Source organism: Bradyrhizobium cedriense (assembly GCF_054602315.1).
This window is the reverse complement of the sequence record NZ_JBTSWB010000001.1, coordinates 19,532-42,216: the sequence shown is the minus strand read 5'-3', so window position 1 is coordinate 42,216 and position 22,685 is coordinate 19,532. Positions and strand designations below refer to the sequence as shown.

The 22,685-nt window shown below is 65.8% G+C and carries 24 protein-coding genes; 11 read left to right on the top strand and 13 right to left on the bottom strand.

What is annotated here, in order from left to right; translation table 11 throughout:
• Nucleotides 1-111: 111 nt before the first annotated feature.
• Together ACYCVF_RS00225 and ACYCVF_RS00220 are read right to left on the bottom strand one after the other, a co-directional pair.
• Nucleotides 112-1,053 carry an SMP-30/gluconolactonase/LRE family protein gene (locus tag ACYCVF_RS00225; protein ID WP_459596510.1) on the bottom strand — a complete coding sequence of 314 codons (942 nt, stop codon included), beginning with the start codon at nt 1,051-1,053 and terminating at the stop codon, nt 112-114.
• Nucleotides 1,010-3,040 carry a PQQ-dependent sugar dehydrogenase gene (locus ACYCVF_RS00220; RefSeq protein WP_459596509.1) on the bottom strand — a complete coding sequence of 677 codons (2,031 nt, stop codon included), beginning with the start codon at nt 3,038-3,040 and terminating at the stop codon, nt 1,010-1,012. The genes ACYCVF_RS00225 and ACYCVF_RS00220 overlap by 44 nt, the downstream gene beginning before the upstream one ends.
• 246 nt (nt 3,041-3,286) lie before the next feature.
• Here ACYCVF_RS00220 and ACYCVF_RS00215 point away from each other — a divergent pair, with 246 nt between their 5' ends.
• Nucleotides 3,287-3,520, top strand: a complete 234-nt coding sequence (locus tag ACYCVF_RS00215) for a DUF6894 family protein (RefSeq protein ID WP_459596508.1) — start codon at nt 3,287-3,289, stop codon at nt 3,518-3,520.
• Between the two features lie 9 nt (nt 3,521-3,529).
• On the top strand, nt 3,530-3,706 hold the full coding sequence (locus ACYCVF_RS00210; protein ID WP_459596507.1) for a hypothetical protein: 177 nt from the start codon (nt 3,530-3,532) through the stop codon (nt 3,704-3,706).
• A 146-nt stretch (nt 3,707-3,852) separates the two neighbouring features.
• Here the strand turns inward: ACYCVF_RS00210 and ACYCVF_RS00205 are convergent, their stop codons facing one another.
• Nucleotides 3,853-4,626 (bottom strand): enoyl-CoA hydratase-related protein, encoded by a 774-nt coding sequence (locus ACYCVF_RS00205; protein ID WP_459596506.1) that lies wholly within the window; start codon nt 4,624-4,626, stop codon nt 3,853-3,855.
• A 104-nt stretch (nt 4,627-4,730) separates the two neighbouring features.
• Between ACYCVF_RS00205 and ACYCVF_RS00200 the strand changes: the two genes are divergently transcribed.
• Nucleotides 4,731-6,320 carry a gamma-glutamyltransferase family protein gene (locus ACYCVF_RS00200; protein WP_459596505.1) on the top strand — a complete coding sequence of 530 codons (1,590 nt, stop codon included), beginning with the start codon at nt 4,731-4,733 and terminating at the stop codon, nt 6,318-6,320.
• Nucleotides 6,321-6,470: 150 nt separating this feature from the next.
• Nucleotides 6,471-6,698, top strand: coding sequence for a hypothetical protein (locus tag ACYCVF_RS00195; protein ID WP_459596504.1), 228 nt, complete (start codon nt 6,471-6,473; stop codon nt 6,696-6,698).
• A 52-nt stretch (nt 6,699-6,750) separates the two neighbouring features.
• On the opposite strand, the gene ACYCVF_RS00190 is transcribed toward ACYCVF_RS00195, so the two are convergent.
• The 4 genes from ACYCVF_RS00190 to ACYCVF_RS00175 are packed head-to-tail and all read right to left on the bottom strand — an operon-like array spanning nt 6,751 to nt 10,211.
• The gene (locus ACYCVF_RS00190) at nt 6,751-8,034 is read right to left on the bottom strand and encodes an NAD(P)/FAD-dependent oxidoreductase (RefSeq protein ID WP_459596503.1); all 1,284 of its coding nucleotides are present in this window, start codon (nt 8,032-8,034) and stop codon (nt 6,751-6,753) included.
• A 12-nt stretch (nt 8,035-8,046) separates the two neighbouring features.
• Nucleotides 8,047-8,778, bottom strand: coding sequence for an amino acid ABC transporter ATP-binding protein (locus ACYCVF_RS00185; RefSeq protein WP_459596502.1), 732 nt, complete (start codon nt 8,776-8,778; stop codon nt 8,047-8,049).
• On the bottom strand, nt 8,775-9,428 hold the full coding sequence (locus ACYCVF_RS00180; RefSeq protein ID WP_128923829.1) for an amino acid ABC transporter permease: 654 nt from the start codon (nt 9,426-9,428) through the stop codon (nt 8,775-8,777). Before ACYCVF_RS00180 ends, ACYCVF_RS00185 begins: the two co-directional genes overlap by 4 nt.
• A gap of 24 nt (nt 9,429-9,452) precedes the next feature.
• Nucleotides 9,453-10,211 carry an ABC transporter substrate-binding protein gene (locus ACYCVF_RS00175; protein WP_459596501.1) on the bottom strand — a complete coding sequence of 253 codons (759 nt, stop codon included), beginning with the start codon at nt 10,209-10,211 and terminating at the stop codon, nt 9,453-9,455.
• A 175-nt stretch (nt 10,212-10,386) separates the two neighbouring features.
• On the opposite strand from ACYCVF_RS00175, the gene ACYCVF_RS00170 reads away from it, so the two are divergent.
• Nucleotides 10,387-11,043, top strand: coding sequence for a helix-turn-helix domain-containing protein (locus tag ACYCVF_RS00170; protein ID WP_459596500.1), 657 nt, complete (start codon nt 10,387-10,389; stop codon nt 11,041-11,043).
• A gap of 151 nt (nt 11,044-11,194) precedes the next feature.
• Here ACYCVF_RS00170 and ACYCVF_RS00165 read toward each other — a convergent pair whose 3' ends face one another.
• Together ACYCVF_RS00165 and aptA are read right to left on the bottom strand one after the other, a co-directional pair.
• Nucleotides 11,195-12,460: a D-amino acid dehydrogenase gene (locus tag ACYCVF_RS00165; protein WP_459604926.1), complete on the bottom strand. Its 1,266-nt coding sequence runs from the start codon at nt 12,458-12,460 to the stop codon at nt 11,195-11,197.
• Between the two features lie 70 nt (nt 12,461-12,530).
• Nucleotides 12,531-13,859, bottom strand: coding sequence for an omega-aminotransferase AptA (gene aptA, locus ACYCVF_RS00160; protein WP_459604924.1), 1,329 nt, complete (start codon nt 13,857-13,859; stop codon nt 12,531-12,533).
• A 149-nt stretch (nt 13,860-14,008) separates the two neighbouring features.
• Between aptA and ACYCVF_RS00155 the strand changes: the two genes are divergently transcribed.
• A complete protein-coding gene (locus tag ACYCVF_RS00155) occupies nt 14,009-14,557 on the top strand; it encodes a cupin domain-containing protein (protein WP_459604923.1) in 549 nt (182 codons plus the stop codon).
• Nucleotides 14,558-14,785: 228 nt separating this feature from the next.
• Entirely contained in the window at nt 14,786-14,938 is a 153-nt protein-coding gene (locus tag ACYCVF_RS00150) for a hypothetical protein (protein ID WP_459604922.1), read from the top strand.
• Between the two features lie 42 nt (nt 14,939-14,980).
• Here ACYCVF_RS00150 and ACYCVF_RS00145 read toward each other — a convergent pair whose 3' ends face one another.
• Genes ACYCVF_RS00145 through ACYCVF_RS00135 form a run of 3 tightly spaced genes read right to left on the bottom strand, consistent with a single transcriptional unit; the run spans nt 14,981 to nt 18,784 of the window.
• Entirely contained in the window at nt 14,981-17,242 is a 2,262-nt protein-coding gene (locus ACYCVF_RS00145) for a xanthine dehydrogenase family protein molybdopterin-binding subunit (protein WP_459604921.1), read from the bottom strand.
• Nucleotides 17,235-18,290: an FAD binding domain-containing protein gene (locus tag ACYCVF_RS00140; RefSeq protein ID WP_459604920.1), complete on the bottom strand. Its 1,056-nt coding sequence runs from the start codon at nt 18,288-18,290 to the stop codon at nt 17,235-17,237. The genes ACYCVF_RS00145 and ACYCVF_RS00140 overlap by 8 nt, the downstream gene beginning before the upstream one ends.
• Entirely contained in the window at nt 18,287-18,784 is a 498-nt protein-coding gene (locus ACYCVF_RS00135; RefSeq protein ID WP_459604919.1) for a (2Fe-2S)-binding protein, read from the bottom strand. The genes ACYCVF_RS00140 and ACYCVF_RS00135 overlap by 4 nt, the downstream gene beginning before the upstream one ends.
• Nucleotides 18,785-19,034: 250 nt before the next feature.
• Between ACYCVF_RS00135 and ACYCVF_RS00130 the strand changes: the two genes are divergently transcribed.
• The 3 genes from ACYCVF_RS00130 to ACYCVF_RS00120 all read left to right on the top strand — a co-directional run bounded on the left by ACYCVF_RS00130 (nt 19,035) and on the right by ACYCVF_RS00120 (nt 20,763).
• Nucleotides 19,035-19,673 (top strand): TetR/AcrR family transcriptional regulator, encoded by a 639-nt coding sequence (locus ACYCVF_RS00130; protein WP_459604929.1) that lies wholly within the window; start codon nt 19,035-19,037, stop codon nt 19,671-19,673.
• A gap of 175 nt (nt 19,674-19,848) precedes the next feature.
• Nucleotides 19,849-20,157: a hypothetical protein gene (locus ACYCVF_RS00125; protein ID WP_459604918.1), complete on the top strand. Its 309-nt coding sequence runs from the start codon at nt 19,849-19,851 to the stop codon at nt 20,155-20,157.
• A gap of 198 nt (nt 20,158-20,355) precedes the next feature.
• Nucleotides 20,356-20,763: a DUF4864 domain-containing protein gene (locus ACYCVF_RS00120; protein WP_459604916.1), complete on the top strand. Its 408-nt coding sequence runs from the start codon at nt 20,356-20,358 to the stop codon at nt 20,761-20,763.
• Here ACYCVF_RS00120 and ACYCVF_RS00115 read toward each other — a convergent pair.
• On the bottom strand, nt 20,760-22,052 hold the full coding sequence (locus ACYCVF_RS00115; RefSeq protein ID WP_459604928.1) for an MFS transporter: 1,293 nt from the start codon (nt 22,050-22,052) through the stop codon (nt 20,760-20,762). The two genes, ACYCVF_RS00120 and ACYCVF_RS00115, sit on opposite strands and share 4 nt — an antisense overlap.
• A 156-nt stretch (nt 22,053-22,208) precedes the next feature.
• Between ACYCVF_RS00115 and ACYCVF_RS00110 the strand changes: the two genes are divergently transcribed.
• A complete protein-coding gene (locus ACYCVF_RS00110; protein WP_459604914.1) occupies nt 22,209-22,619 on the top strand; it encodes a hypothetical protein in 411 nt (136 codons plus the stop codon).
• Nucleotides 22,620-22,685 lie beyond the last annotated feature (66 nt).

The window sequence follows — 22,685 nt, the reverse complement described above, 5'->3', positions numbered from 1 at the left end:
GCGATGTGATCGAGGTTTACGGCCGCCGCGAGCTCGGTGCACCTCTCCCGCAAGCACGCAGGAGAGGGAGTGGCCCCCTGTCGTAGCAACCAACATGATCTTCATCGTGCTCTAGCAGCGCCCGCGCTGGAGGCAGTGCTCGCGCCCCTGCTGGTCGGTGCGGAAGGACTCGATGAAGCCACCCTGGCGCTGGGTGACGAAGACGGTCTTGCCGTCACTGCCGCCGAAGGCGAGGTTGGTCGGCTCCTTGCCCTTGAGCGCGATCTCCCGCTCGACGGCGCCACTAGGCTTCAGCAGCGCGATCGTGCCTTTGAGGATGCGCGCGACATAGAGACGGCCGGCAACGTCGGTGCGCAGACCGTCGACGGTGTCGGGCTGAAACGACTTGACGAGCTTGGCGCCGGTGAGCTCGTTGCCGTTGATCGCATAGGACCAGATCTGGCCGCTGCTGGACTCGCCCACATAGAGCGTCTTTCCGTCCGGGCTGAGATCGATGCCGTTGGTGGTGCCCATCGCGCGCGGCGCAGCCATGATCTGCCCCTGCACGGTTCCGTCGGCACTCTTCGCGATGCGCCAAATGTGCCCTTGGCGGCCCTTCCAGTTCGGATCGCTCGCATAGATCGTGCCGTCGCGCGCGATGGTGATGTCGTTCGGCTGGTTCATTTCGCCGGAGTGAAACCAGACGGCCGGCTCCGTCGCGCCCTTCGGGATGGTGAAGATGTTGTGCTTCTTGTAGTCGGCAATGAACATGGTGCCGTTCCGATCGAAACGGATGGCATTGCCGACGCTGCCCTCGGGCAGCACCGTGAACGGCTCCGACGCCGCGCCGCCGGCCGGCAGCCTGCCGATGGTGCCGGGCTTGCCGAGATTGACCACGTAGAGGTTGCCGTCGAGGTCGGCGGCGGGTCCTTCGATGCCGAACGTGTATTCGCCGGCGGGAGTCACCTGTGCGCTTTCGAACGGCTTGGTCTCGGCCTGAGCGGGCGCAGTGGCGGTGACGAAAAGGATGCTACTCCACAGGCACCAGAAATTCCTGCCGGATGTAATAGCCATTGTCGTCGGTGCATTCGCCATTCAGATAGGGATCGGCCGGCCGGAAGAATCGGCTGAAGCCGGGTTTGTCTACAGCGTTCCTTTGTGTCACGACGACGACCTTGGCGGCCGGTATTTCGCCGCATTCCTTGTTCGTCTTGCCGTAGACCTTGCGCAGGGGCGGACCGGGCTTGATCCGCATCCGCGTGCCCGGGACCATCTTCGCGACGAGCAGATCCGCAGCGTCCAGCAGACGTTTGTAGCCGGGCTCGATCTTCGGCAGGCTCTCGCCACCCGGCGGCATCAGCTTCTCCGCGCCGAGACCGCGGAGCCGCGTGCGCAGCTTTCCGGCGTCGGGATCGCCCGGATAGATCCAGCCGTCCTGCGACAGCATGAAGCGAAGCACGGCCCCGTCCTTCTCCGTCTCCGATTGACCGGGCTTCAGGCCGAAATCCGAGTGGCAGCCGACGCAATGCCTCTCGACGAGGCCCTTGCGTAGCGTGGTGAGCCGGGCGCCGTTCTGCGCGTCCCTGGCGACGAAGGCCGCGAGCTGGTCGATCATGGCCTGGCTCCGCATGTCGCAGGGTAATGGCTGCGGCGCATCGCCCGTGGCGCGATCGATCCGAATCACGGTCTTGTTCTTGTCCTCGACCAGCCAGATCGCGCCGTCCTGCGCAACCGTCATGCCGACGGGCGCGCCTTGCGGCCGCGCGCCGTTGACGCGGTGCCAGCCCGCGATCAGCTCCTCGAACGGCGCGGCAGCGACCTCGCCGAGCTCGGTCTGAAAGCTGCGGGTCGGGTCGGCGGCGCAACTGACGTGATAGTGCACCGGCGCAGCAGCAGGCTTGGGGAAGCCGTGATCATCGACATCATAGATCAGGACGCGGCTGCCGGTCGGGCGATAGCCGTGCAGGCCGACCAGGAGCTTGCCTTCCAGCTCCGGAAAGCGGGCGCCGCGATAATAGAGCATCGCAAGCGGCGCACCGTGCGGCGGTATCAGCGAGAGTGGCGGCTTGTAGAGCGCATTGGCCGTGCAGAGCGATTTGTACTGGCCCGATTGCAGCACGCTCCTGAACTCAGGACTCGGCGTCGACACATCGTAGCAATAGGGCCAGCCATAATGCCTGCCCTGCTCGATCGCGTTGATCTCCTCGTTCGGCTTGAAGGTGTCAGGCAGGTCGCGGCCGTTCTCGCCCTGGAGGAACGCGAAGCCGGGATCGGGAAAATTCGGGTGTAGCGCCAGCGCCATCGAGTTGCGCAGGCCGCGCGCATAGACGGTGTGCGGCGGGTCGGGATCGTTCGGCTTCAATGCCGGAAAGACGCCGCCCGGAGGCGGCGTGAACAGCCAGATCGAGGCCATCGCCGAGGCACCTTGGGCTGCGGCACAGGGCTTCGTGATCGGCGCATGCGTGATGCAGCCGTCGCTGTGCGAGCCGACATTGACGAACAGCCGCCCATTCCTGTCGAAGACGAACTGCTTGAGCGGGTGCGCGCTCTCGTCGAGCCTCGTGCCGTCGGGCAGCGTGATTCGGCGGCCGGGCATGTGGCGGATGATGGTCTCGACCGTGCTGCGTGGGTTGTCGGCGAGCGGATCGAATCGGAAGATCGTCTCGGCGGTCGAGGCATAGAGCTTCCTGTCCGGGGCGATCACGAGGCCGAACGGGTATTCGAGTCCCGTCAGCAGCTCCTTGAAGCGTCGCTCCTGGGGCGCGTGCGGATCGAGCAGCAGCAGCCGCCCGTCGGTGTGGCCCCACCCGCCCATGTCGGCGACCACGAACAGGTCACGGCCGGGCACCTGGATGATCGAGCGCGGGAATTTCAGGCGGTCCTCTTCGCTGGCGACGAGGCCGGCGCAGTATCCCGCTCTCATGTCGATCTGGATTCTGGGAAAGGCGAGATCGTCGCTGCCGCAGAGTTCCGTGCCGATCGCGTAGCCGCTCTTCCTGATCGGCTCGGAGGAAGCCGGGGCGAGGCCGAACAGCGCTCCGGCGATGGCCGCCGCAAACACGCACAAGCTTCGGCGTTCGCTCAGGAATGTGAACCGGCCCACGGTGCCCCCGACTTTCCGGGAGAAACTTGTTCCATGTCGCCGGAACGCCGTCCAGTCGATCATCACCCGCCTGTGATGAAACCTGTTGCCGCTTCAGCGGCGACCAATCTCCGTAAATTCCCTTACCGGGTTCGACCCGAATGTCTCGCGAATGCCTCGGGTGGTATCAGTTTGCCATCCCGATCGCTCTCACAGGAGGCGCACATGGTCCAGGTCTATTTTCACTGCTCCAATACCGAGGGCACGCTGATCGACCGCTCCGGCGCCGCCGTGTCCAATCTCACCGAGGCCCGCGACCACGCCGCCCAGATCATGCGGTCGATGATCCTGACGCCGAGCAGCGAAGATTGGCGCGACTGGGTGATTCATGTCAGCGACGACGATGGCGAGGAGATCTTCGATCTCCCCTTCACCGCCATGCTCGGCAAGCCGCATTGAGGTGATGCCATGTTGCTCGCTTCCTTGAGCCTGCTCCGCCAACCGCTGAGCTTCGTCGCCACCAAATGGCAGACCTTGATCCGCGTCGCAGGCAACCCTTACCGCCCCGAGCTGCACTACATGCGCGGACCTGGTCCGAAATGGCGCGCCAAGTATCAGGCCAGCCGACTGGACCGCTCGCTCTGAACGCGGTCCACTCTCCTCGCAGACCGCTCTCCCCAATCGTCATGCCCGGGCTTGTCCCGGGCATCCAGGTCTTGGCCATCACGAGCGAACGTGGATGGCAAGGACGAGCCCTGCCATGACGAGGCCCGGGGAAGCGCTTCCCGACCTCACTTCCCCGTAAACCTCGCCTTGCGCTTCTCGACAAAGGCGTTGCGGCCTTCGATCGCGTCGGCGCTCCTGCGGATCGTGGCCTGAAGCTCGATCTCGCGGCGGAACTGCGCCTCGTACGTCGCATGCTCGCTCTCCTCGACGAGCGCGCGCGTTGCGACCAAAGCGCGCGTCGGTCCCTCGGCGAGGCGGCGGGCCAGGGCGAGCGCCTCCTCCATCAGCTTCGCGTCCTCGACGACCTGCCGCACCAGGCCGATCTCCTGGGCGCGTTCGGCCGTGAGCGGCTCGTTCAGGAGCATCAGTTCGAGCGCGCGCTGCCGGCCGATCAGCCGCGGCAGCAGCCAGGTCGAGCCGAGATCGGGCACCAGCGCAATGCGGCTGAACACCTGAATGAAGCTTGCAGACTTCGCCGCCACGATCATGTCACCGGCCATCGCGAGGCTGAAGCCGCCGCCGGCCGCGACGCCATTGACAGCGACGACGACGGGCACGCGGCACTCGCGCAAGGCCTTGAAGGCCGGCCAGTAGAAGCGCATCACGCCGGCGGCGATGTCCTCGCCGAGCGCCTCCGAGGCCTTCAGGTTCTGGCCCGAGCAGAAGCCGCGCCCCTCTCCGGTCAGGATGAGGGCGCGAACGTCCTCGTCCTTCGTCATCTCCGCAACGGCGGCGGCGAGCGCGCCGAGCAGATCCGGGGTCATCGCGTTCAGGCTGGCCGGCTCGTCGAGGCTCAAGATCCCGACCGCGCCATCCCGCGCCTGTTTCACACCAGCCATGTCGCCTCTCCCTTTTGATGTTCTCGTTGGCTCCAATGTGCCATTGTCCGCGCGCTCCGCCAATCGCGGAGCTTCGACCTCAATGCAGCACATAAGACGACATCATGCCTCAGCAGTTCAGCCGCGCCCAAACCATCCGCAAGCCTGCCGTCAAATCCAGGGGCGGCATCGTCGCCGCGCAATCGCGGCGGGCGGCCGAGGTCGGGGCCGGGGTGCTGGCGGCGGGGGGTGACTGCGTCGACGCAGTCGTCGCCACCACCTTCGCACTCAACGTGCTGGAGCCCTGGAATAGCGGCATCGGCGGCGGCGGTGCGATGGTGCTCTACCGTGCGAAGGAAAATCGCTACGAGGTGATCGACTACGGCATGAGCGCGCCGCAGAGCCTTCGCATCACCGATTATCCACTCAGTGGCGAAGGCGCCGCCTCCGACCTGTTTCCCTGGCCGCGGGTAAAGGATGATCGCAACATCCACGGCCCCGGTTCGATCGCCGTGCCCGGTGTCATCGCTGGAATGGAAGAGGCGCATCGCCGCTACGCCAAAATGCCGTGGAAGGATCTGGTCGCGCCGGCTGCCGTGCTCGCCGGCGAAGGCCTGCTGGTCGATTGGTGGACGACGGTGACGATCTCGGGTTCTGCCGCCGATCTCAGACGCTATCCCGCGAGCGCGGCGGCATATTTGAAGAACGGCCTGCCGCCGACCGCGCCATGGGGAATCAAGTCCGAGACACGGCTGCCGCAGGACGGCCTGAAGGCAACGCTGTCACATCTTGCCGAGGCCGGTCCCCGCGATTTCTACCAGGGCGATCTCGCCAGGAGCATTGCCTCCGACATCAAGGCCGACGGCGGCTCGTTGTCGGTCGAGGATCTTGCCGCATTCCGCGCCCATCCCGGCGCACCGCTGGCGATCCCCTATCGCGAGGGCAAGGTGTTTGCGACGCCGGAGCTCACGGCGGGGCCGACGATGGCACATGCGCTGCGCCTGTTGCAGCAGAGCTTGACGCCCGCAGACGCGCCGGATGCGAACGCCTATGTCGAATACGCACTCGCCTTGCAGGCCGCTTTCCGCGAGCGGCTCAAGGACATGGGCGATGCCGACGGCAAGCGCTCGCTCGGCGCCGAATATCTGGCACCCGCCTGCACCACGCATTTCTCGGCGGTCGATCGTCACGGCAACATCGCGGCGGTGACGCAGACGCTGCTCTCGTCCTTCGGCTCGAGATATGTGACACCGCACACCGGCATCACCATGAACAACGGCATCATGTGGTTCGACCCGACCCCGGGCACCACCAACTCGCTGGCCCCCGGCAAGCGCTGCCTTTGCAACTACACGCCCGTCATCGCCGAGACCAAGGGCGGCAAGCGCCTCGCCGTCGGCGCATCCGGCGGACGCCGCATTCTGCCCTCCGTATTGCAGCTCGTGTCTTTTGCGATGGATTTCGGCATGGACCTCGACGCCGCCATCCATCAGCCGCGCATCGACGCCAGCGAAGGCGCGATCGTGATCGGCGACGCGCGCCTGCCAGCGGAAGCCCGCAAGGCACTCGCCGCGCGCTTCGATTATGAGGAGACGCAGGTGCAGGCCTTGCCGCAGAAGTTCGCCTGCCCGAGCGTGGTGATGCGCGAGGGCGACACGAATTTTGGAGCGGTCGAGATCTTTCAACCCTGGGCCGACGCGGTCGCCGAAGGCTGAGCTCACATGCGAGATGATGCCAGCGCGCGTTGAGGCTTCACGCGATTACGTATCCGCGCGAGCGTCACGACTCCTCCACATTCGCAAGGAAATTAGGCTGCCGACAGTTCGTTCATCGAACGGACAAGTGCGCTCGCCCCAGTGGAGGACATGATGAAGAAACTCGCGCTCGCCGCGTCGCTGATCATTGCGGCCGGCTTCGCTTTGACGAGCCCTGCACTGGCCAAGGGCGGCCACGGCGGCGGTCATGGACATGGTCATGGCCATAAGGTGGGCCATCATGACCACGGCACTCCGCTCGGATGGCACCATGGGCGCAAGCTCGGCTGGCGCGGTCACGGCTGCCCGCCCGGCCTCTGGAAGCAGGGCCGCTGCTGACCCTCTATCTGCCGATGATTCAAGGCGTCGCCTGAAACCGGCCGGCGCCTTTTCATATGCCGAGCCGGTCGCGCACGCGGCCCGCAATCACTGCGGTCGTCACCCCGACCGGCCAGAACGCGTGCATCGGGATCGGCTTGATGCCGGTGATGGGCATGTCGATCTCCGCCTTCGGCCCACCGATCAGCCGTCGCGCGAGCTGCGCGCCCATTGCGGTCGAGAGCGCAACGCCGCGGCCGTTGCAGCCGAGTGAGATCAGGATGTTCTCCGCGGGCTCGTGCACGTGCGGGTAATGATCCCCGGTGATGGCGAGCCGGCTGTTCCACCCATGGGTCCAGGAAGCGCCCTTGAGCTGCGGCCATAAACGCTCGGCATAGCGCATGAGATAGGCAACGTCGTTGGGCGACTTGATCCAGCGCATCGGGCCGCGGCCCCCCATCAAGAGACGGTTCTGCTGATCGATGCGATAGTAGACGGTGATGTGGCCGCTTTCGTAGAGGACGGGACGCGTCGGCATGATCGAGCGGGCGACCTCGTCGGAAAGCGGCGCGGTGGCGGCGATCGAGGAGAACACGGGCACGATGGTGCGGCGGAGTGCGGGCCAGAGATCGTCGGTGAAACCGTTGGTGGCGAGCAGCACCTTGTCGGCATGCACGACCGCGCGCGGCGTCTCGATGCGCCAGCGGCTGCCGTCGCGCCGGAGCGATAGCGCCGGTGTCTCGCCATGCACCTTCGCGCCGGCCGAGATGGCGGCGCGCGCGAGGCCGCGGGCGTAGCTGAGGGGATGCAGATCGCCGCCGCGCGTGTCCAGCATCGCGCCGATGTAGCGGTCGGTGCCGGTCATCTCGCGCAACTGATCGCGGTTCAGATATGTCACCGGCATGCCGCGGCGGATGCATTGCTGCGCGGTCTTCTCGATCGCGGCAGCGCTGGCCTCGTTATAGGCCGCACGCAGCGTGCCGTTCTGCCGCGCCTCGCACGGGATCTGGTAGCGGCGGATCAGGTCGTGGGTGAAATTCGTGGTGCCGTAGGAGAAGTCGATCATGCGGCGGCCGAGGTCCACGCCGAAATCCGCTTCGATCTGATCGGGATCGTGCTTCAGCCCGGGATTGGTGTGCCCACCATTGTTGCCGGATGCACCCCAGCCCGGCTCCTGCGCCTCCAGCACCAGCGCCTCGACGCCCTGCTCTGCCAGATGCAACGCGGTGGAGAGGCCGGTGTAGCCTCCGCCGATGATCGCGACGGAGACATTCCTGTCCACGTCGAGCGGCGGTGTCGCGACCGGCGCGACGGCGGTGTCGGCGTAGATCGAGGGCGGCAGAGGCAGGCGCGTCATGGCGAAGTCCGGTCAGAGCGGATGCAGCACGCGGCGCAGGAAGTCCTGCGTACGCGGATGCTGTGGTTGATTGAGCAGCGCCTTGGCCGGTCCCTGCTCGACGATGACGCCGCCATCGATGAACAGCACGCGGTCGGCGACGTCGCGGGCAAAGCCCATCTCGTGGGTGACGACGACCATGGTCATGCCGTCGTCGGCGAGCTTGCGCATCACCCCGAGCACGTCGCCCACCAGTTCAGGATCGAGCGCCGAGGTCGGCTCGTCGAACAGGATGGCCTTGGGCTGCATCGCAAGTGCGCGTGCGATCGCGACACGCTGCTGCTGGCCGCCGGAGAGCTGCGGCGGGTGCGCATCGGCCTTCTCGGCGAGTCCGACCTGGGCGAGCAGCGCGCGGCCACGCTCGAACGCCTGGGCACGTGACTCCTTCTTCACGAACAGCGGCCCCTCGATCACGTTCTCCAGCGCCGTGCGGTGCGGGAACAGATTGAAGCGCTGGAACACCATCGAGACCTGGGTGCGAATGTCCACGATCGACGGCGCATCGCGATCGACCTTGAGGCCTTCGACGCTGATCTTGCCGCGATCGTAGCTTTCGAGGCCGTTGATGCAGCGCAGGATGGTGGACTTGCCGGAGCCGGAGGGGCCGATGATGCAGACCACCTCGCCCTTCTCGACCTTCGCCGTGATGCCCTTGAGCACCTCGACCCTGCCGAAGCTCTTGTGGACGTCGCTCAGCTCGATCATCGCTTGCCGGCCCGCTTCTCAAAGTGACGGACCAGCAGGATCAGCGGGATGCTCATGGTGAGATACATCAGCGCAACGAGCGTGAACACGCTGGTGTTCTTGAAGGTCGACGAGGCGATCAGCTTGCCTTGCAGCGCGAGTTCGGCGACCGTGATGGTGGAGGCCTGCGAAGAATCCTTCAGCATCATGATCATGACGTTGCCGTAGGGCGGCAGCACGATGCGCACGGCTTGCGGCAGCACCACGCGTCGCATGGTGAGCCACCAGCCCATGCCGATCGATTGCGCCGCCTCGATCTGCCCCTTGTCGATCGCCTCGATGCCTGCGCGAAAGTTCTCCGCCTGGTAGGCCGAATAGGCGATGCCGAGCCCGAGGATGGCGGCCTGCAGGGCGGACAGCGTGACGCCGAGATCTGGCATCACGAAATAGAGGTAGAACAGCAGCACGATGATCGGGATGCCGCGGATCACGTTGATCAGGCTGGCGCTGAGCATGGACAGCGCCTTGATGCCGGAGACGCGCATCATCGCCCAGATGAGGCCGAGCACCGTCGAGAGCAGCAGCGAGCCGATGGTGACGACGATCGTCAGCGCGACGCCGTTCATCAGGATCGGGAAGAACTCGACAGCGTCGCGCCAGAAGCCTTTCATCGGGCAGCCTTCGGTGAGCCGCTATCAGCCCTGGGCCTTCAGGCCCCATTTATCCAGGATCTTGTCGATGGTGCCGTTGGCCTTCAGCTTCGCGAGCGAGGCGTTGATCTTGCCGAGCAGCGCAGTTTCTCCCTTGCGCACGCCGATGCCGACCGAGCCGACGGTGACCGGCTTGTAGCCATCGACCAGGCGCACCTCGGGGAAGCCGCCCTGCTTCAGATTGTAGGCCAGGATCGGATAATCGGCGTAGCCGGCCTTGAGGCGGCCAGTGTTCACGTCGCGCAGGATGTCGGGAATGGTGTCGTAGGCCTTCACGTCGGCGAACAGGCCGGATTTCTTCAGCGCGTCGACGAAGGCGGTGCCGACCTGGGCGCCGACTGTCCCGCCCTTGAGGTCGTCCTGCGTGGCATAAGCCTTGGTGTCGGTCTTCGGCACCACAAGACCCTCGCCGTAGCTGTAGATCGGGTCGGAGAAGTCGACGACCTCCTTGCGCGGCGGCGTGATGAACATCGCAGCCGCGATGATGTCGATCTTGCTCGAGGTCAGCGACGGGATCAGGGCCGAGAACTGCATCGGCTCGATCTGGACGTTGAACCCGGCATCCTTGCCAACCTCGGTGATGAGATCGACCATGATGCCCTGGATGGTGTTGGTCTTGGTGTCCAGGAAGGTGAAGGGGATGCCCGTCGGCGTCGAGCCGACCTTCAGCGCCTGTTGGGCCGAAGCCGGCATTGCGGTTGCCATTGCGAGTGCCGCGACCGCGGCCTTGACTAAACGCTTCATCGCATCCCCCTTTGGGTCCGGCCGGCGGCGGCGCGCATGTCGTGATCAGACGTTGCGGGCCGCGCCGTTTCGGCCTATTTTCACCAATATGAAAATTTGGTCACACTTTCGCGGGCGATGCAAGCGGTTTTCATGCACATGAAGGAAGCGGTCTGACGTGAGCGGTGGCAAAAGAATGCGCAAACCGGCCGCCGCAAAGCCGGCGAACAAGGTGAAGACCAAAGCCCGGACCAAGGCTGTCACCACGCCGGCGGAGCCGGCGATGGACGTCGCGGTCGGCCGCCGCATCAGGGATCTGCGGCGGGTCAGGCAATTCTCGCTGGAGACGGTCGCCGCGCGCACGGACCTGTCGATCGGCTTTCTCAGTCAGATCGAGCGCGGGCTGTCGTCACCGTCGCTGCGCGTGCTGGCAACGCTCGCCGACGTGCTCGGCGTCGGCATCGCCGCCCTGTTCGGCGCCAGCCCCAGCGCCGACGGCGCATCCGACCAGGTGGTGACGCGCGGGCTTCAGCGGCCCGAGCTGAAACTCTGGCGCACCGGCGTGTCCAAGCAATTGCTGAGCCCGGCCAGCTCCGACAACAAGCTCAACCTTTTCCTGGTGCATCTGGAGCCCGGCGGCTCCACTGGCGACGAGCTCTACACCCATGACGGCGAGGAAGCCGGCCTCGTGCTCGAAGGCGAGATGATGCTGACGGTGGACAGCGAGACATGGTCGCTGAAGAGCGGCGACAGTTTTCGTTTCGCGAGCCGAAGGCCGCACCGGTTTTCCAATCCGGCGAACGATGCGAAGTCCGTGGTGCTGTGGGTGAATTGCGTGACGGGAGCGGACTGACGGCTCTCAGTATACGCGGCGTCGCAGAAGACATCTGCGACGTCTCCACGCCGTCATTGCAAGCGCAGCGAAGCAATCCAGAATCTTGTCGTGGAGACAGACTGGATTGCTTCGTCGCAAGAGCTCCTCGCAATGGCGCGGGTAGAGAGTCTCACCCAAAGCGGTGATTATACCTGTCCACCGTCAGCGCGCTGACGTCGATCTCCGGCTTCTTCCCCGACAGCAAGTCGGCGAGCACCCGGCCGGAGCCGCAGGACATGGTCCAGCCCAGCGTGCCGTGGCCGGTGTTGAGGTGGAGATTGGCGTATTGCGTCGGGCCGATCACGGGCGGTCCGTCCGGCGTCATCGGACGCAGGCCGCTCCAGAACGTCGCCTTGGCGAGATCGCCGCCGCGCGGAAACAGGTCGGTCAACGAATGGTCGAGCGTGGCGCGGCGCGCGTCATAGAGTTTGTCCGAATAGCCCGAGATTTCCGCCGTGCCGCCGACGCGGATGCGATCGCCGAGGCGGGTGATCGCGACCTTGTAGCTCTCGTCCATGACGGTGGATTCCGGCGCGCCGGAGGCATCCTTGATCGGCACCGTGATCGAGTAACCCTTGACCGGATAGACCGGCAGCGAGATGCCGAGCGGCGCCACCAGCTGCGACGACCAGCTGCCGAGCGCGAGCACGTAAGCGTCCGCCTGTAACAGTCCGTCGCTGGTCGCGACACCGCTGACACGGGCGCCGTCGGTGACGATGCGGTCGATGCCGGTGTTGAACATGAAGCGCACGCCGAGCGCCTGGGCGTGCCTGGCGAGCGCTTGCGTGAACATGTGGCAGTCGCCCGTCTCGTCCTGCGGCAGGCGAAGGCCGCCGACGAACTTCTCCTTCACGCCTGATAGCGCCGGCTCGACCGCGATGCAGCCTTCGCGGCTCAGCACCTCGAAGGGAACGCCGTATTGCTTGAGCACCGCGATGTCTTCGCCAGTGCCGTCGAGCTGTGCCTGGTAGCGGAACAGCTGCAGCGTGCCCTGCGCGCGATCGTCATACTGGATGCCGATGTCGCGGCGCAGATCGCGCAGGCAATCGCGGCTGTATTCCGCGATCGGAATCATCCGGCTCTTGTTGACGGCGTAGCGCTCGCTGGTGCAGTTGCGCAGCATCTTGAGCAGCCAGACCCACATCACGGGATCGAGCTTCGGCCGGATCACCAGCGGGCCGTGCTTCATCAAGAGCCACTTGACCGCCTTCACCGGCACGCCGGGACCGGCCCAGGGCGAGGAATAGCCGGGCGAGACCTCGCCGGCGTTGGCGAAAGAGGTCTCCAGTGCCGGCTCCGGCTGACGGTCGACGACCGTCACCTCATGACCGGCACGTGCGAGGTAGTAGGCAGAGGTGACACCGATGACACCGCTGCCGAGGATCAGAACTTTCACGCTTCGTCAAACTCCCGCGGCATCACGCTCGCCGCTGCAAGGAAACAACTCGCAACGGCGAGAGCAATTATCAGGCCACCCGCTTGATGGCATCGCCCAGGATCGAGACGATATCGTCGATATGGCTCTTCTCGACGATGAGGGGCGGCGACAGCGCGAAGGAATCGCCGCTCATGCGGAAGTACAGACCGCGATTGAAGCAATCGACCATAACGTCGTAACCGCGCGCGCCCACCACACCCTCGCGTGGCGACAATTCGACCGCACCCATCAGGCCGCAATTGCGGATGTCGATGACGTTGGGCAGGCCCTTGAGCGAGTGCAGCGCATCGCGCCAGTACTCGGCGATCGACGCACCGCGCGTGAGCAGGCCCTCGTCCTTGTAGATGTCGAGCGTCGCGATGCCGGCCGCGCAGGCGGTCGGGTGCGCCGAATAGGTGTAGCCGTGGAAGAGTTCCATCGCGTTCTCGGGGCCGATCATCATGGCGTCATGCACCTTGCGATGCGCGAATACCGCGCCGCACGGAATGGTGCCGTTGGTGATGCCCTTGGCCGTGGTCATCATATCAGGCGTGACGCCGAAGAAGTTGGCGGCAAACGGCGTGCCGAGACGGCCGAAGCCGGTGATGACCTCGTCGAAGATCAGCAGGATGCCGTGCTTGTCGCAGATCTCACGCAAGCGCTGCAGATAGCCCTTCGGCGGCGGCAGCACTGCGGTCGAGCCCGGCACCGGCTCGACGATGACAGCGGCGATCGTCTCGGCGCCGTGCAGGGCGACCAGACGCTCGAGATCGTCGGCGAGTTCGGCGCCATGCTCGGGCTGATCCTTGGCGAAGGCGTTGCGGGTCAGGTCATGCGTATGGCGGATGTGGTCGACGCCCGGAAGAAGCGTCGCGAAGGCGCGGCGGTTGGCAACCATGCCGCCGACCGAGGTGCCGCCGAAGCCGACGCCATGATAGCCGCGCTCGCGGCCGATCAGGCGGGTACGGCTCGCCTGGCCGTTGGCGCGGTGATAGGCCAGCGCAATCTTCAGCGCGGTGTCGACCGACTCGGAGCCGGAATTGGTGAAGAAGATGCGGTCGAGGCCCTTCGGCGCGATCTCGGCAAGACGCTCGGCGAAGTCGAACGCCAGCGGGTGGCCCATCTGGAACGACGGCGCGAAGTCCAGCGTCATGAGCTGCCGCTCCACCGCAGCGGCGATCTGCTTGCGGCCGTGGCCGGCATTGACGCACCAGAGGCCGGCGGAGCCGTCGATTACCTTGCGGCCGTCGACCGTGGTGTAGTGCATGCCCTCGGCCGAGGAGAACAGGCGCGGCGCCTTCTTGAACTGACGGTTGGCCGTGAACGGCATCCAGAACGAGTCGGTCTTGATAGTGTTCGGAATCTGATGAAGGGTCACGGGCCACGCTCCTTTGCTGACCTGCTAGCAGAGGCACGCCTCAGGCCAGTCAACAAGTCCTTTTCTGCTCTGCCGCAACCCATTGATTTAGCTAGGGCGACTGGGCCATATTTGCCCGATCCGCAACACTTGCAACAGGGATTCCGTGGATGAGCGTCGACATTGGTGGACGGCTGCGATTCATCCGGGCGCGCCAGAAGCTGTCGCAGCGCGAGCTTGCCAAGCGCGCCGGCGTCACCAATTCGACGATCTCGCTGATCGAATCGAACCAGATGAACCCCTCGGTAGGCGCGCTCAAGCGCATCCTCGACGGCATCCCGATGGGGCTCGCCGAGTTCTTCGCGCTGGAGCCGGAGACGCGGCGCAAGATCTTCTACCGCGCGGAAGAGCTGACCGAGGTCGGCAAGAAGCCGATCTCATATCGGCAAGTCGGCGACAATCTGTTCGGCCGCAGCCTCCAGATTCTGAAGGAGTGTTACGAGCCGGGGAGCGACACCGGACGCGTCCACCTCGTCCACGACGGCGAGGAAGGCGGCATCGTGATCTCTGGCAAGCTCGAGGTCACGGTCGAGGACGAGCGCCGCATCCTCAATCCCGGCGATGCCTACTATTTCGAGAGCCGCCGGCCGCATCGCTTCCGCTGTGTCGGCGGCAAGCCCTGCGAAGTCATCTCGGCCTGCACGCCGCCGACTTTCTGAGGAGCCTGCGCGACCGGTCTCCGCATCAATGCCTCGGCCTGGAATGTCGAATCCGGACTAATACGGGGCGCCGGCGGCATGAAATTCGGACATCCTTGAGCCACCTCAATTTCCGATCGCGGCATCTCTCCTATTCTCGAGTCCGTAGCCGAGCAGCCTCGCAAAGGTGCTGAGGTTATGGCCCCGGGCTCCTAGGCACTCCGGGGCCGCTTCGCAACGGGGTACGCCATGAAGACCACGCTCGCAAATGCCGAAGCCGCACTGGACGAGGTGCAGCGCGACACTGACAAGCTCCACTCGCAGGAGCTGCGCAAGACCATCGAGCAATACATCGAAGCGCAGAGGGAGGCGCTCAAGGCCCTCCGCAGGAAACTGAACTGACGCGCGAGCGCGGAGCGAGCATGTCCCGCCTCGCCCGCGGCCTCAGCGCTGCATCAGCAATTGCTCGATCCGGACCGGAAAGCGGCGGACACGCACGCCGGTCGCGTGCCAGATGGCATTCGCAACCGCACCGGCGCTGCCGGTAATACCGATCTCGCCGACGCCCTTGATGCCGAGCGCATTGACGTGCGGATCGTGCTCCTCGACCGTGATCACGTCGAGCGGCGGCACGTCGGCATTCACGGGGACGTGGTACTCGCCGAGATTGGCGTTCATGATCCGCCCCGTACGGCGGTCTGTGATCGCCTCCTCGTGCAGCGCGAACGACAGGCCCCAGATCATGCCGCCGAACAGCTGGCTCTGCACCATGCGCGGATTGACGATGCGTCCCGCAGCGAACGCGCCGACCATGCGGGTGGCGCGGACCTGGCCAAGCTCAGGATCGACTTTCACTTCGGCGAACACCGCACCGTGGGCGTGCATCGCATATTCCTCCATCGCCGCAGGGTTCGGCGCGCCGGTGCCGCGCGCCTCGACCTCGGCGATGCCGGCGCGGGCGAGAATCTCGGTGTAGCTCTCGCCGCGGCTTTGGTCGTCACGGCGCAGCAACCGGCCGTCGCGCGCGATCACCCCGGCATTGCCGGCGCCGAACAGCGGCGAACGCTCGTCGCCCGTCGCGAGATCGGCGAGCTTGGCAATCACGGCCGCACCGGCGCTGTGGATCGCCGCCCCGGCCGTCGCGGTGTGCGCCGAACCGCCGGCGATCCCGGCATCGGGCAGATCGGATGTGCCGGCCTTGAACTCGACGCGATCAATGTTGAGCCCGAGTTCGTCGGCCGCGATCTGGGCCAGCGCCGTCCAGGCGCCCTGCCCCATGTCATGCGCGCCGATCTCCATGGCGCCTGAGCCGTCACGGCGGACCACGGCTCGCGCCTCGGCCTGGAACATCAACGCCGGAAAGGTGGCGGTGCCCATGCCCCAGCCGACCAGCAGGCCGGCATCGTCGCGCATCTGCCGCGGCTGGAGCGGACGCTTCGCCCAGCCGAACCGTGCCGCGCCCTGCTCGTAGCAGGCGCGCAGCGCCTTCGAGGAGAACGGCTTGCCGGTGATCGGCTCGACCTCGGCGTAGTTCTTGAGGCGAAAAGCGAGCGGATCCATGCCGCAGGCCCAGGCCATCTCGTCCATTGCGCTCTCGAGCGCGATCGAGCCGGTCGCCTCGCCCGGCGCCCGCATGAACAGCGGCGTGCCGGTGTTGACGCGCACGGCATCGTGCGAGGTGCGGATCGCGGACGCCGCATAGAGCGTGTGCGAGGCATCCGCTGCGGGCTCGTAGAAATCGTCGAAGGTGCTCGACACGGTCCGGGCGTGATGATCGAGCGCCGTCAGGCGTCCCCCGCCGTCGGCACCGAGGCGCAGGCGCTGGCGCGTCGGCGCGCGGTGGCCGACGGGACCGTACATCTGCTCACGGCGCAGCACGAGCTTGACCGGCTTGCCGACCAGCTTGGCGGCCATGATGCCGAGGGTCTGCGGGCCGGCCAGGAATCCCTTGGAGCCGAAACCACCGCCGAGGAACGGACTGCGGATGTGGATCTTGTCGTGCGCGATGCCGAACAGCTCGGCGATGCGCGCCAGCGACAGCATCAGGCCCTGGGTCGGCATGTCCACCGACAGCCTGTCGCCGTCCCAGTGCGCCACGATCGCATGCGGCTCCATCGCGTTGTGATATTGCGGCGGCGTTTCGTAACTCGCATCGATCTGCTTCTCGGCCGAGGCGAGGCCTGCCTCGACATCGCCGCGGTGGCTTTCCGTGGGATTGCCGACGCCGACGACCGGCGGCACGAAGCTGTCGCCGGCATCGAGGCCGACGAGCGCAGGCAGCTCATCGTAACGCGGCGCCAGCAGCGCCGCACCTTCCGTCGCGGCCTCCAGCGTCTGCGCGATCACCACGGCGATGGGCTGGTTGGCGTAGCGGACCTCGTCGCTCTGCAACACTTCCATCCGGAAGACGAACGGATTGGTCTTGGTCTCGGGATCGATCGCGAGCGGCGGCTTGTGATCCGGCGTCATGACGTCGACCACACCGGGATGGTGCTTGGCGGCCGCGATATCGAGCGAGACCACGCGGCCGCGCGCGATGCTGGAGACGGCCATCACCGCGAACAGCATGCCGGGCGGATGGTTGTCGGCGGCATAGGTCGCTCGCCCCGTGACCTTGAGGATACCGTCGCGGCGGGTCAGCGGCTGGCCGATGTTCGAACCGTGCCGCAGATGGACGGGCGCACTGGTGAGGTTGAGCTCAGGCATGGTTGGCTCCGGAAGTCGAGGCAAAGGGAGACGCCGGCAGCGCGGGGATACGCGCAGGCGTACCGGCGGCGGCGAGGGTCAGCGCGCGTACGACGATGCGGCGCGCAAGCTCGATCTTGAAGGCGTTGTCGCCGGACGGCTTGGCATCGGCGAGCGCGCGCCAGGCGGCTTCCTGGAAGGCATCGGCCGTCGCCGTGACGTTTTTGAGCACATCCTCCGCGGCGCGGGGACGCCATGGTTTTGCGGCAACGCCGCCGAGCGCGAGCCGCGCTTCCGTGATCCTGCCGTTCTCGATCCGCAATGCGGCCGTAGCCGATACGACGGCGAAAGCGTAGGAGGTGCGCTCGCGGACCTTGAGATAGCGCGCATGCGCAGCAAAGCCGCGCGCCGCAGGGGGCAGGCGCACTGCGACGATGAGGTCGCCGGGCTCAAGCACGGACTCACGCTCCGGCGTGGTGCCGGGCACGCGGTGCAGCTCGTCGAGCGCGATCTCTCGACGGCCGTTCCTGCCCTCGATCTCGACGACGGCGTCGAGCGCGACCAGCGGCACGCAGAAATCCGACGGATGCGTGGCGATGCAGCTCTCGCTCCAGCCGAGCACGGCATGGCCACGGTTCTCGCCCTCGCGGGCGTCGCAGCCGCTACCGGCCTCGCGCTTGTTGCAGCGGCTGGCGGTGTCGTAGAAATACGCACAGCGCGTCCGTTGCAGGAGGTTGCCGCCGACGGTCGCGGCATTGCGCAACTGGGCCGACGCGCCGGAGAGCAAGGCTTCGGCGACGGCGGGATAGTATCTCGCAAAGTCAGGGTCATGCGCGAGATCGGCGTTGCTCACCAGCGCACCGATGCGCAACGACCCGTCGGCGAGAGTCTCGATTTGGTCGAGCCCGTCGAGATGCGTGACGTCGACCAGCCGGTCCGGACGGCTGACGCCGCCTTTCATGAGGTCGAGCAGGTTGGTGCCGGCGGCGAGATAGACGGCGCCCGGTTGCGCGGCAGCAGCAACGGCCTCGGTAACCGTGGCCGGCCTGACATAGTCGAACGGTTTCATGCGGAGCGCCTCTGATTGGTTTCGTCCATCCCGGCCTGCGCTTCCAGCACGGCCTCGACGATGCCGGCATAGGCGCCGCAGCGGCACAGATTGCCGCTCATGCATTCGCGGATGCGCTCGGGATCGTTGCCGGCTTGCGCCTCGCTCATCATGCCGATGGCGCTCATGATCTGGCCGGGCGTGCAGAAGCCGCACTGAAAGCCGTCATGGGCGATGAAGGCGGCCTGCACGGGATGAAGCTGGTCGCCGCGGGCGACGCCTTCGATGGTGAGGATGTCGGCCCCGTCGTGGCTGATGGCGAGCGCGAGACAGGAATTGATGCGCTTGCCGTCGACGAGAATGGTGCAGGCGCCGCACTGGCCGCGGTCGCATCCTTTCTTGGTTCCGGTCAGATGGAGGCGCTCACGCAGGAGATCGAGCAGCGTTACGCGCGGATCGTCGAGGACGAATTCGCGCCGCGCACCGTTCACGGTGAGGCTGATGGAGTGGTTCATACAAGGCTCCGATCAGATGTGGACATGGGTGATCGCGCAGCGCGCCACCGCCGTGGCCACCGTCGATCCGCGTCGACCTGGCAGTTTGGCCAACCGACATCAGCGAAGATACGGAGGCACCCTCCGCTTAACAAGAGCCGCCCGACAATATCTGGAATTGGTCAAAAGCCCTTGCGCTACCAACGCGATGCAGCCGGCTATGGGTTCATCGAGGGTTCAATCTAACCAATTCGTGATCTACATTGCCGGTATGGACGACCACGCCGACCACACCCGAAAGCCGCGCGCCGATGCCGTGCGCAATCGCGAGCGCGTGCTCGAAGCGGCCAAGGTGGTGTTCAGCGCGGGAGGCCCGGAGGCGAGCCTGGAAGCCGTGGCGAAGCGGGCCGGTGTCGGCATCGGCACGCTGTATCGGCATTTCCCAACGCGCGAGGCATTATTCGAGGCGGTGTACCGCCGCGAGGTCGAGCAACTCAGCGAGTTGGCCGAGCAATTGAAGAATGCCAAGGATCCGGTCGAGGCGCTGCGGCGCTGGCTGCGCTCGGGGGTGGAGTTTGTTGCCACCAAGAAGGGGATGATGGCAGCGCTGGCGCTCGCGGTGCAGAGCGGGTCGGAGCTCTACACCTTCTCGTTCGATCGGCTGACCGAGGCGATCGGCTCGCTGCTGGACCGGGCGGTCGCTGCCGGCGAGATGCGCGCCGACATCAACCCGGAGGATCTGCTGCGCGCCTTCTTCGGCATGTGCTACGTGCACGACCAGCCCGGCTGGCAGGCGACGGCGCTGCGCCTGCTCGACGTGTTCGTCGACGGCTTGCGGGTGCAGCCGCCTGGCAAGGCCAAGGCGCGCTCGTCGAAGACGACGAAGCCGGCGACGAAGCGAAAGCGCTAGCGGCGTGTACGCATAAAGGAATGTCGGCTCCTGATGAGGGTCGAGCGGAATTGTCCACCACCCCGCTTCCGCTGACAGTCAAGGCTCTTTCTGACCCATTGCAGTCATCAAGGACTGCATGCAAGCTGGACCGCGAGCGGACGAGGTGACACGCAATGCCTGTTAGCGAGATGAAATGTCGGACGCGAAGCTAGTCAAAAGTTGGAAGATTACCGGAACGCTGCTTGAGCGTGCGCGACACGCCCTGCCCGTACGGCACGAGCCGGAGTACGCAGCACTTTTGACCCGATACCACGAGTTTATGGAGCACAACGAACTTGAGCTGGCCCTCAATATTCTCGAAGAGCTAGGTCATCTCACCTCTGCCCGCGGCGGGTTTTGGCGTGATTTGGAGCGAGCCGCCGAAAACATGGGGCTAGCAGACAGGCTGCCCGCCTTTCGAAAGGCGTTCGCTGAGGCACCTGTGGGGCCGAAGTTCAGGTAGCTCTCGTGATATCTCCCAAGTTTGCGATGTGGCCTTCTGGCCATCAGCAACCTTCAATAACCATCTCCGCTGTTTGTGGCGCCGTTGGTGGTGAGCGGGCATCTGGCGCACCAAGCCAAACACGTGATTTCTGAGTCACGCCCGGCCGCAGCAGATGTGCTACGATCGCCGCCGCCGGGATCTCAACGGGAGCACGTCATGCGCATCGCCGCCTTGCTCGTTGCTATCAGCCTTGTGTTCAGCTCCACCGCGGCCCACGCCGGCGATGTCGCGGCCGCCCAGAGCGTCATCCGCGCCCAGGAGCAGGCCTTCGTTCGCGACGATGCGGCGGCGGCCTATTCCCATGCGGCACCGGCGATCAAGGAGATCTTTCCCGCACCCGACATCTTCATGTCCATGGTGCGAAACGGCTACGCGCCGGTCTATCGTCACAAGAGTTTTGAGTTTGGCGAGAGCAAGACCGATGGCGGCTGGATCGCCCAGCGCGTCCATATCATCGACGCGAATGGCGAAGCCTGGGAGGCGCTCTACACGCTCGAACAGCAACGCGACGGCAGCTACAAGATCACCGGCTGCTCGCTGCTGAAGGCGGGACAGTCCGCTTAAGTCGCAAAACCCGGCCCGGTCTTGACCGAACCCATCCGAGAACGAAACAGCAGCAGCACGACGATGCTGATGTTCAGCGCATTCCACGCCACGCCGTTCGCGAACGCCGCTGCGTAGGAGCCGGTAGCGTCGAAGATGACGCCCGACACCCAGCCGCCGAAGGACATGCCGAACACGGAGGCAAAGATCACGATGCCGACGCGCGTTGCGGCTTCGCTCGCCGGCATCGCCTCGCGCACGATGATGGCGTAGCTCGGGACGATGCCGCCCTGGAACAGGCCGAACATCGCCGAGATCAGATACAGCGAGGTCAGACTGTCGAAGAACAGATAGAAGACCAGCGCAAAACCCTGCGCCAGCGAGCCGACCAGGAGCGTGCGGATGCCGCCGATCTTGTCGGCGAGGTAGCCCGAGCCGATCCGGCTGATGATGCCGCATGCCATCATCAGCGACAGCATCTCGGCGCCGCGCGCCACGCCATAGCCGAGATCGCCGCAATAGGCGACGATATGCACCTGCGGCATCGCCATGGCGACGCAGCAGGCGATGGCCGCGATCGAGAGCAGCACCGTCAGCGTGTTGGTCGAGAGCTTGAGGTCGACGGCCGGCGGCGCCGCATTGGCATGGTTGCGGACCTTGTCGTCGCCCATCTGCGCGCGCAGGACGAGGACCAGAACCGCCATCGTGCTCGCACAGACGAATCCGATGCCGATATGCGTATAACGCCAGCCGATCTCCTGCGTGCCCCAGCTCACGATCGGCGGCCACATCGCGCCGGCGACGTAGTTGCCGCTGGCGACGATAGTCACCGCCAACCCGCGATAGCGCTCGAACCAGTGCGAGGCCTCCGCCATCAGCGGCGCGAAGGTCGCCGAGGTGCCGAGCCCGATCAGGAAATAGGCCGCCACGAACTGCCAAAGCGCGGTCGATAGTCCCGCGAGCACATTGGCGACGCCAAGGAAGGCGATGCTAATCGCCATCGCCGGCACGATGCCGAATCGATCGGTGATCTTGCCGGCGATGACGCCGCCGAGGCCGAAGCCGAACATCATCAGCGTGAAGGCCAGCGACACCGCGCCGCGCGTGACACCGAATTCCGCCTGCACCACGGGAATCACGACCACGACGGCCCACATGCCGACCGCGCCGATCGAGCCGATCACGAGCGCAATGCCGAGCCTCACCCAGGCCTGACGGGAATCAGGGGTGAAGGAGGCCGGTCTCTGTCCTGAATCACTGGGCGCAAGCACGGGCGGACCATGTTCGCTGCCTGCCTCCCGGTCAAGCATCGCGCTGCGATATTGGGCATGCGCGGTGCGCTGCGGTAGGAAGAGCTTGGCGGAACCGCGCTTTGCCATTAGTTTGCAATCTGCGTGTGCAACATTGCCGCGCGGAGAGCATGGCGGCCGATGTTGCGGCGATTGACACGATCAATGCGGATCAGGGTGGGGCGACTCGTTGCCCTCGCCTATCTGTTCTGCGTGATCGCGCCGGCGGCAGCCCTCGCCTGGGGCAGCGGTCCGGCACCGTGTCTTGCGGACGAGGCCCGGCTCTCCGATGCCGTACCGGCCCACCATCAGACGCACGCCGGCCACCTGCATGGCGACGCCTCGCATGACCACGCGGCGTCCCATGCGCATCACCACACCGCCGCGCAGGATGCGCCCGCGCTGCAGCATCATGGCGACAAGGGGACGGCCGGACCGTGCTGCGCCATGATGTGTGTCAGCGCGCTGCCGGCCGATCTGCCCACCGTCGCCAAGCCGCTCCTGCCCGTCTCCGCCTGCGCGCCCGAGATCGCGGCCAGCCTGCACAGCGCGGCCCGGCCCCTGCACTACCGCCCTCCCATCGCCTGATCTGACGACGCCACGACGTCGGCCGAGCGCGCGTCTGCGCGCGCGAAGCTGTGGTCTCCAGTCAGA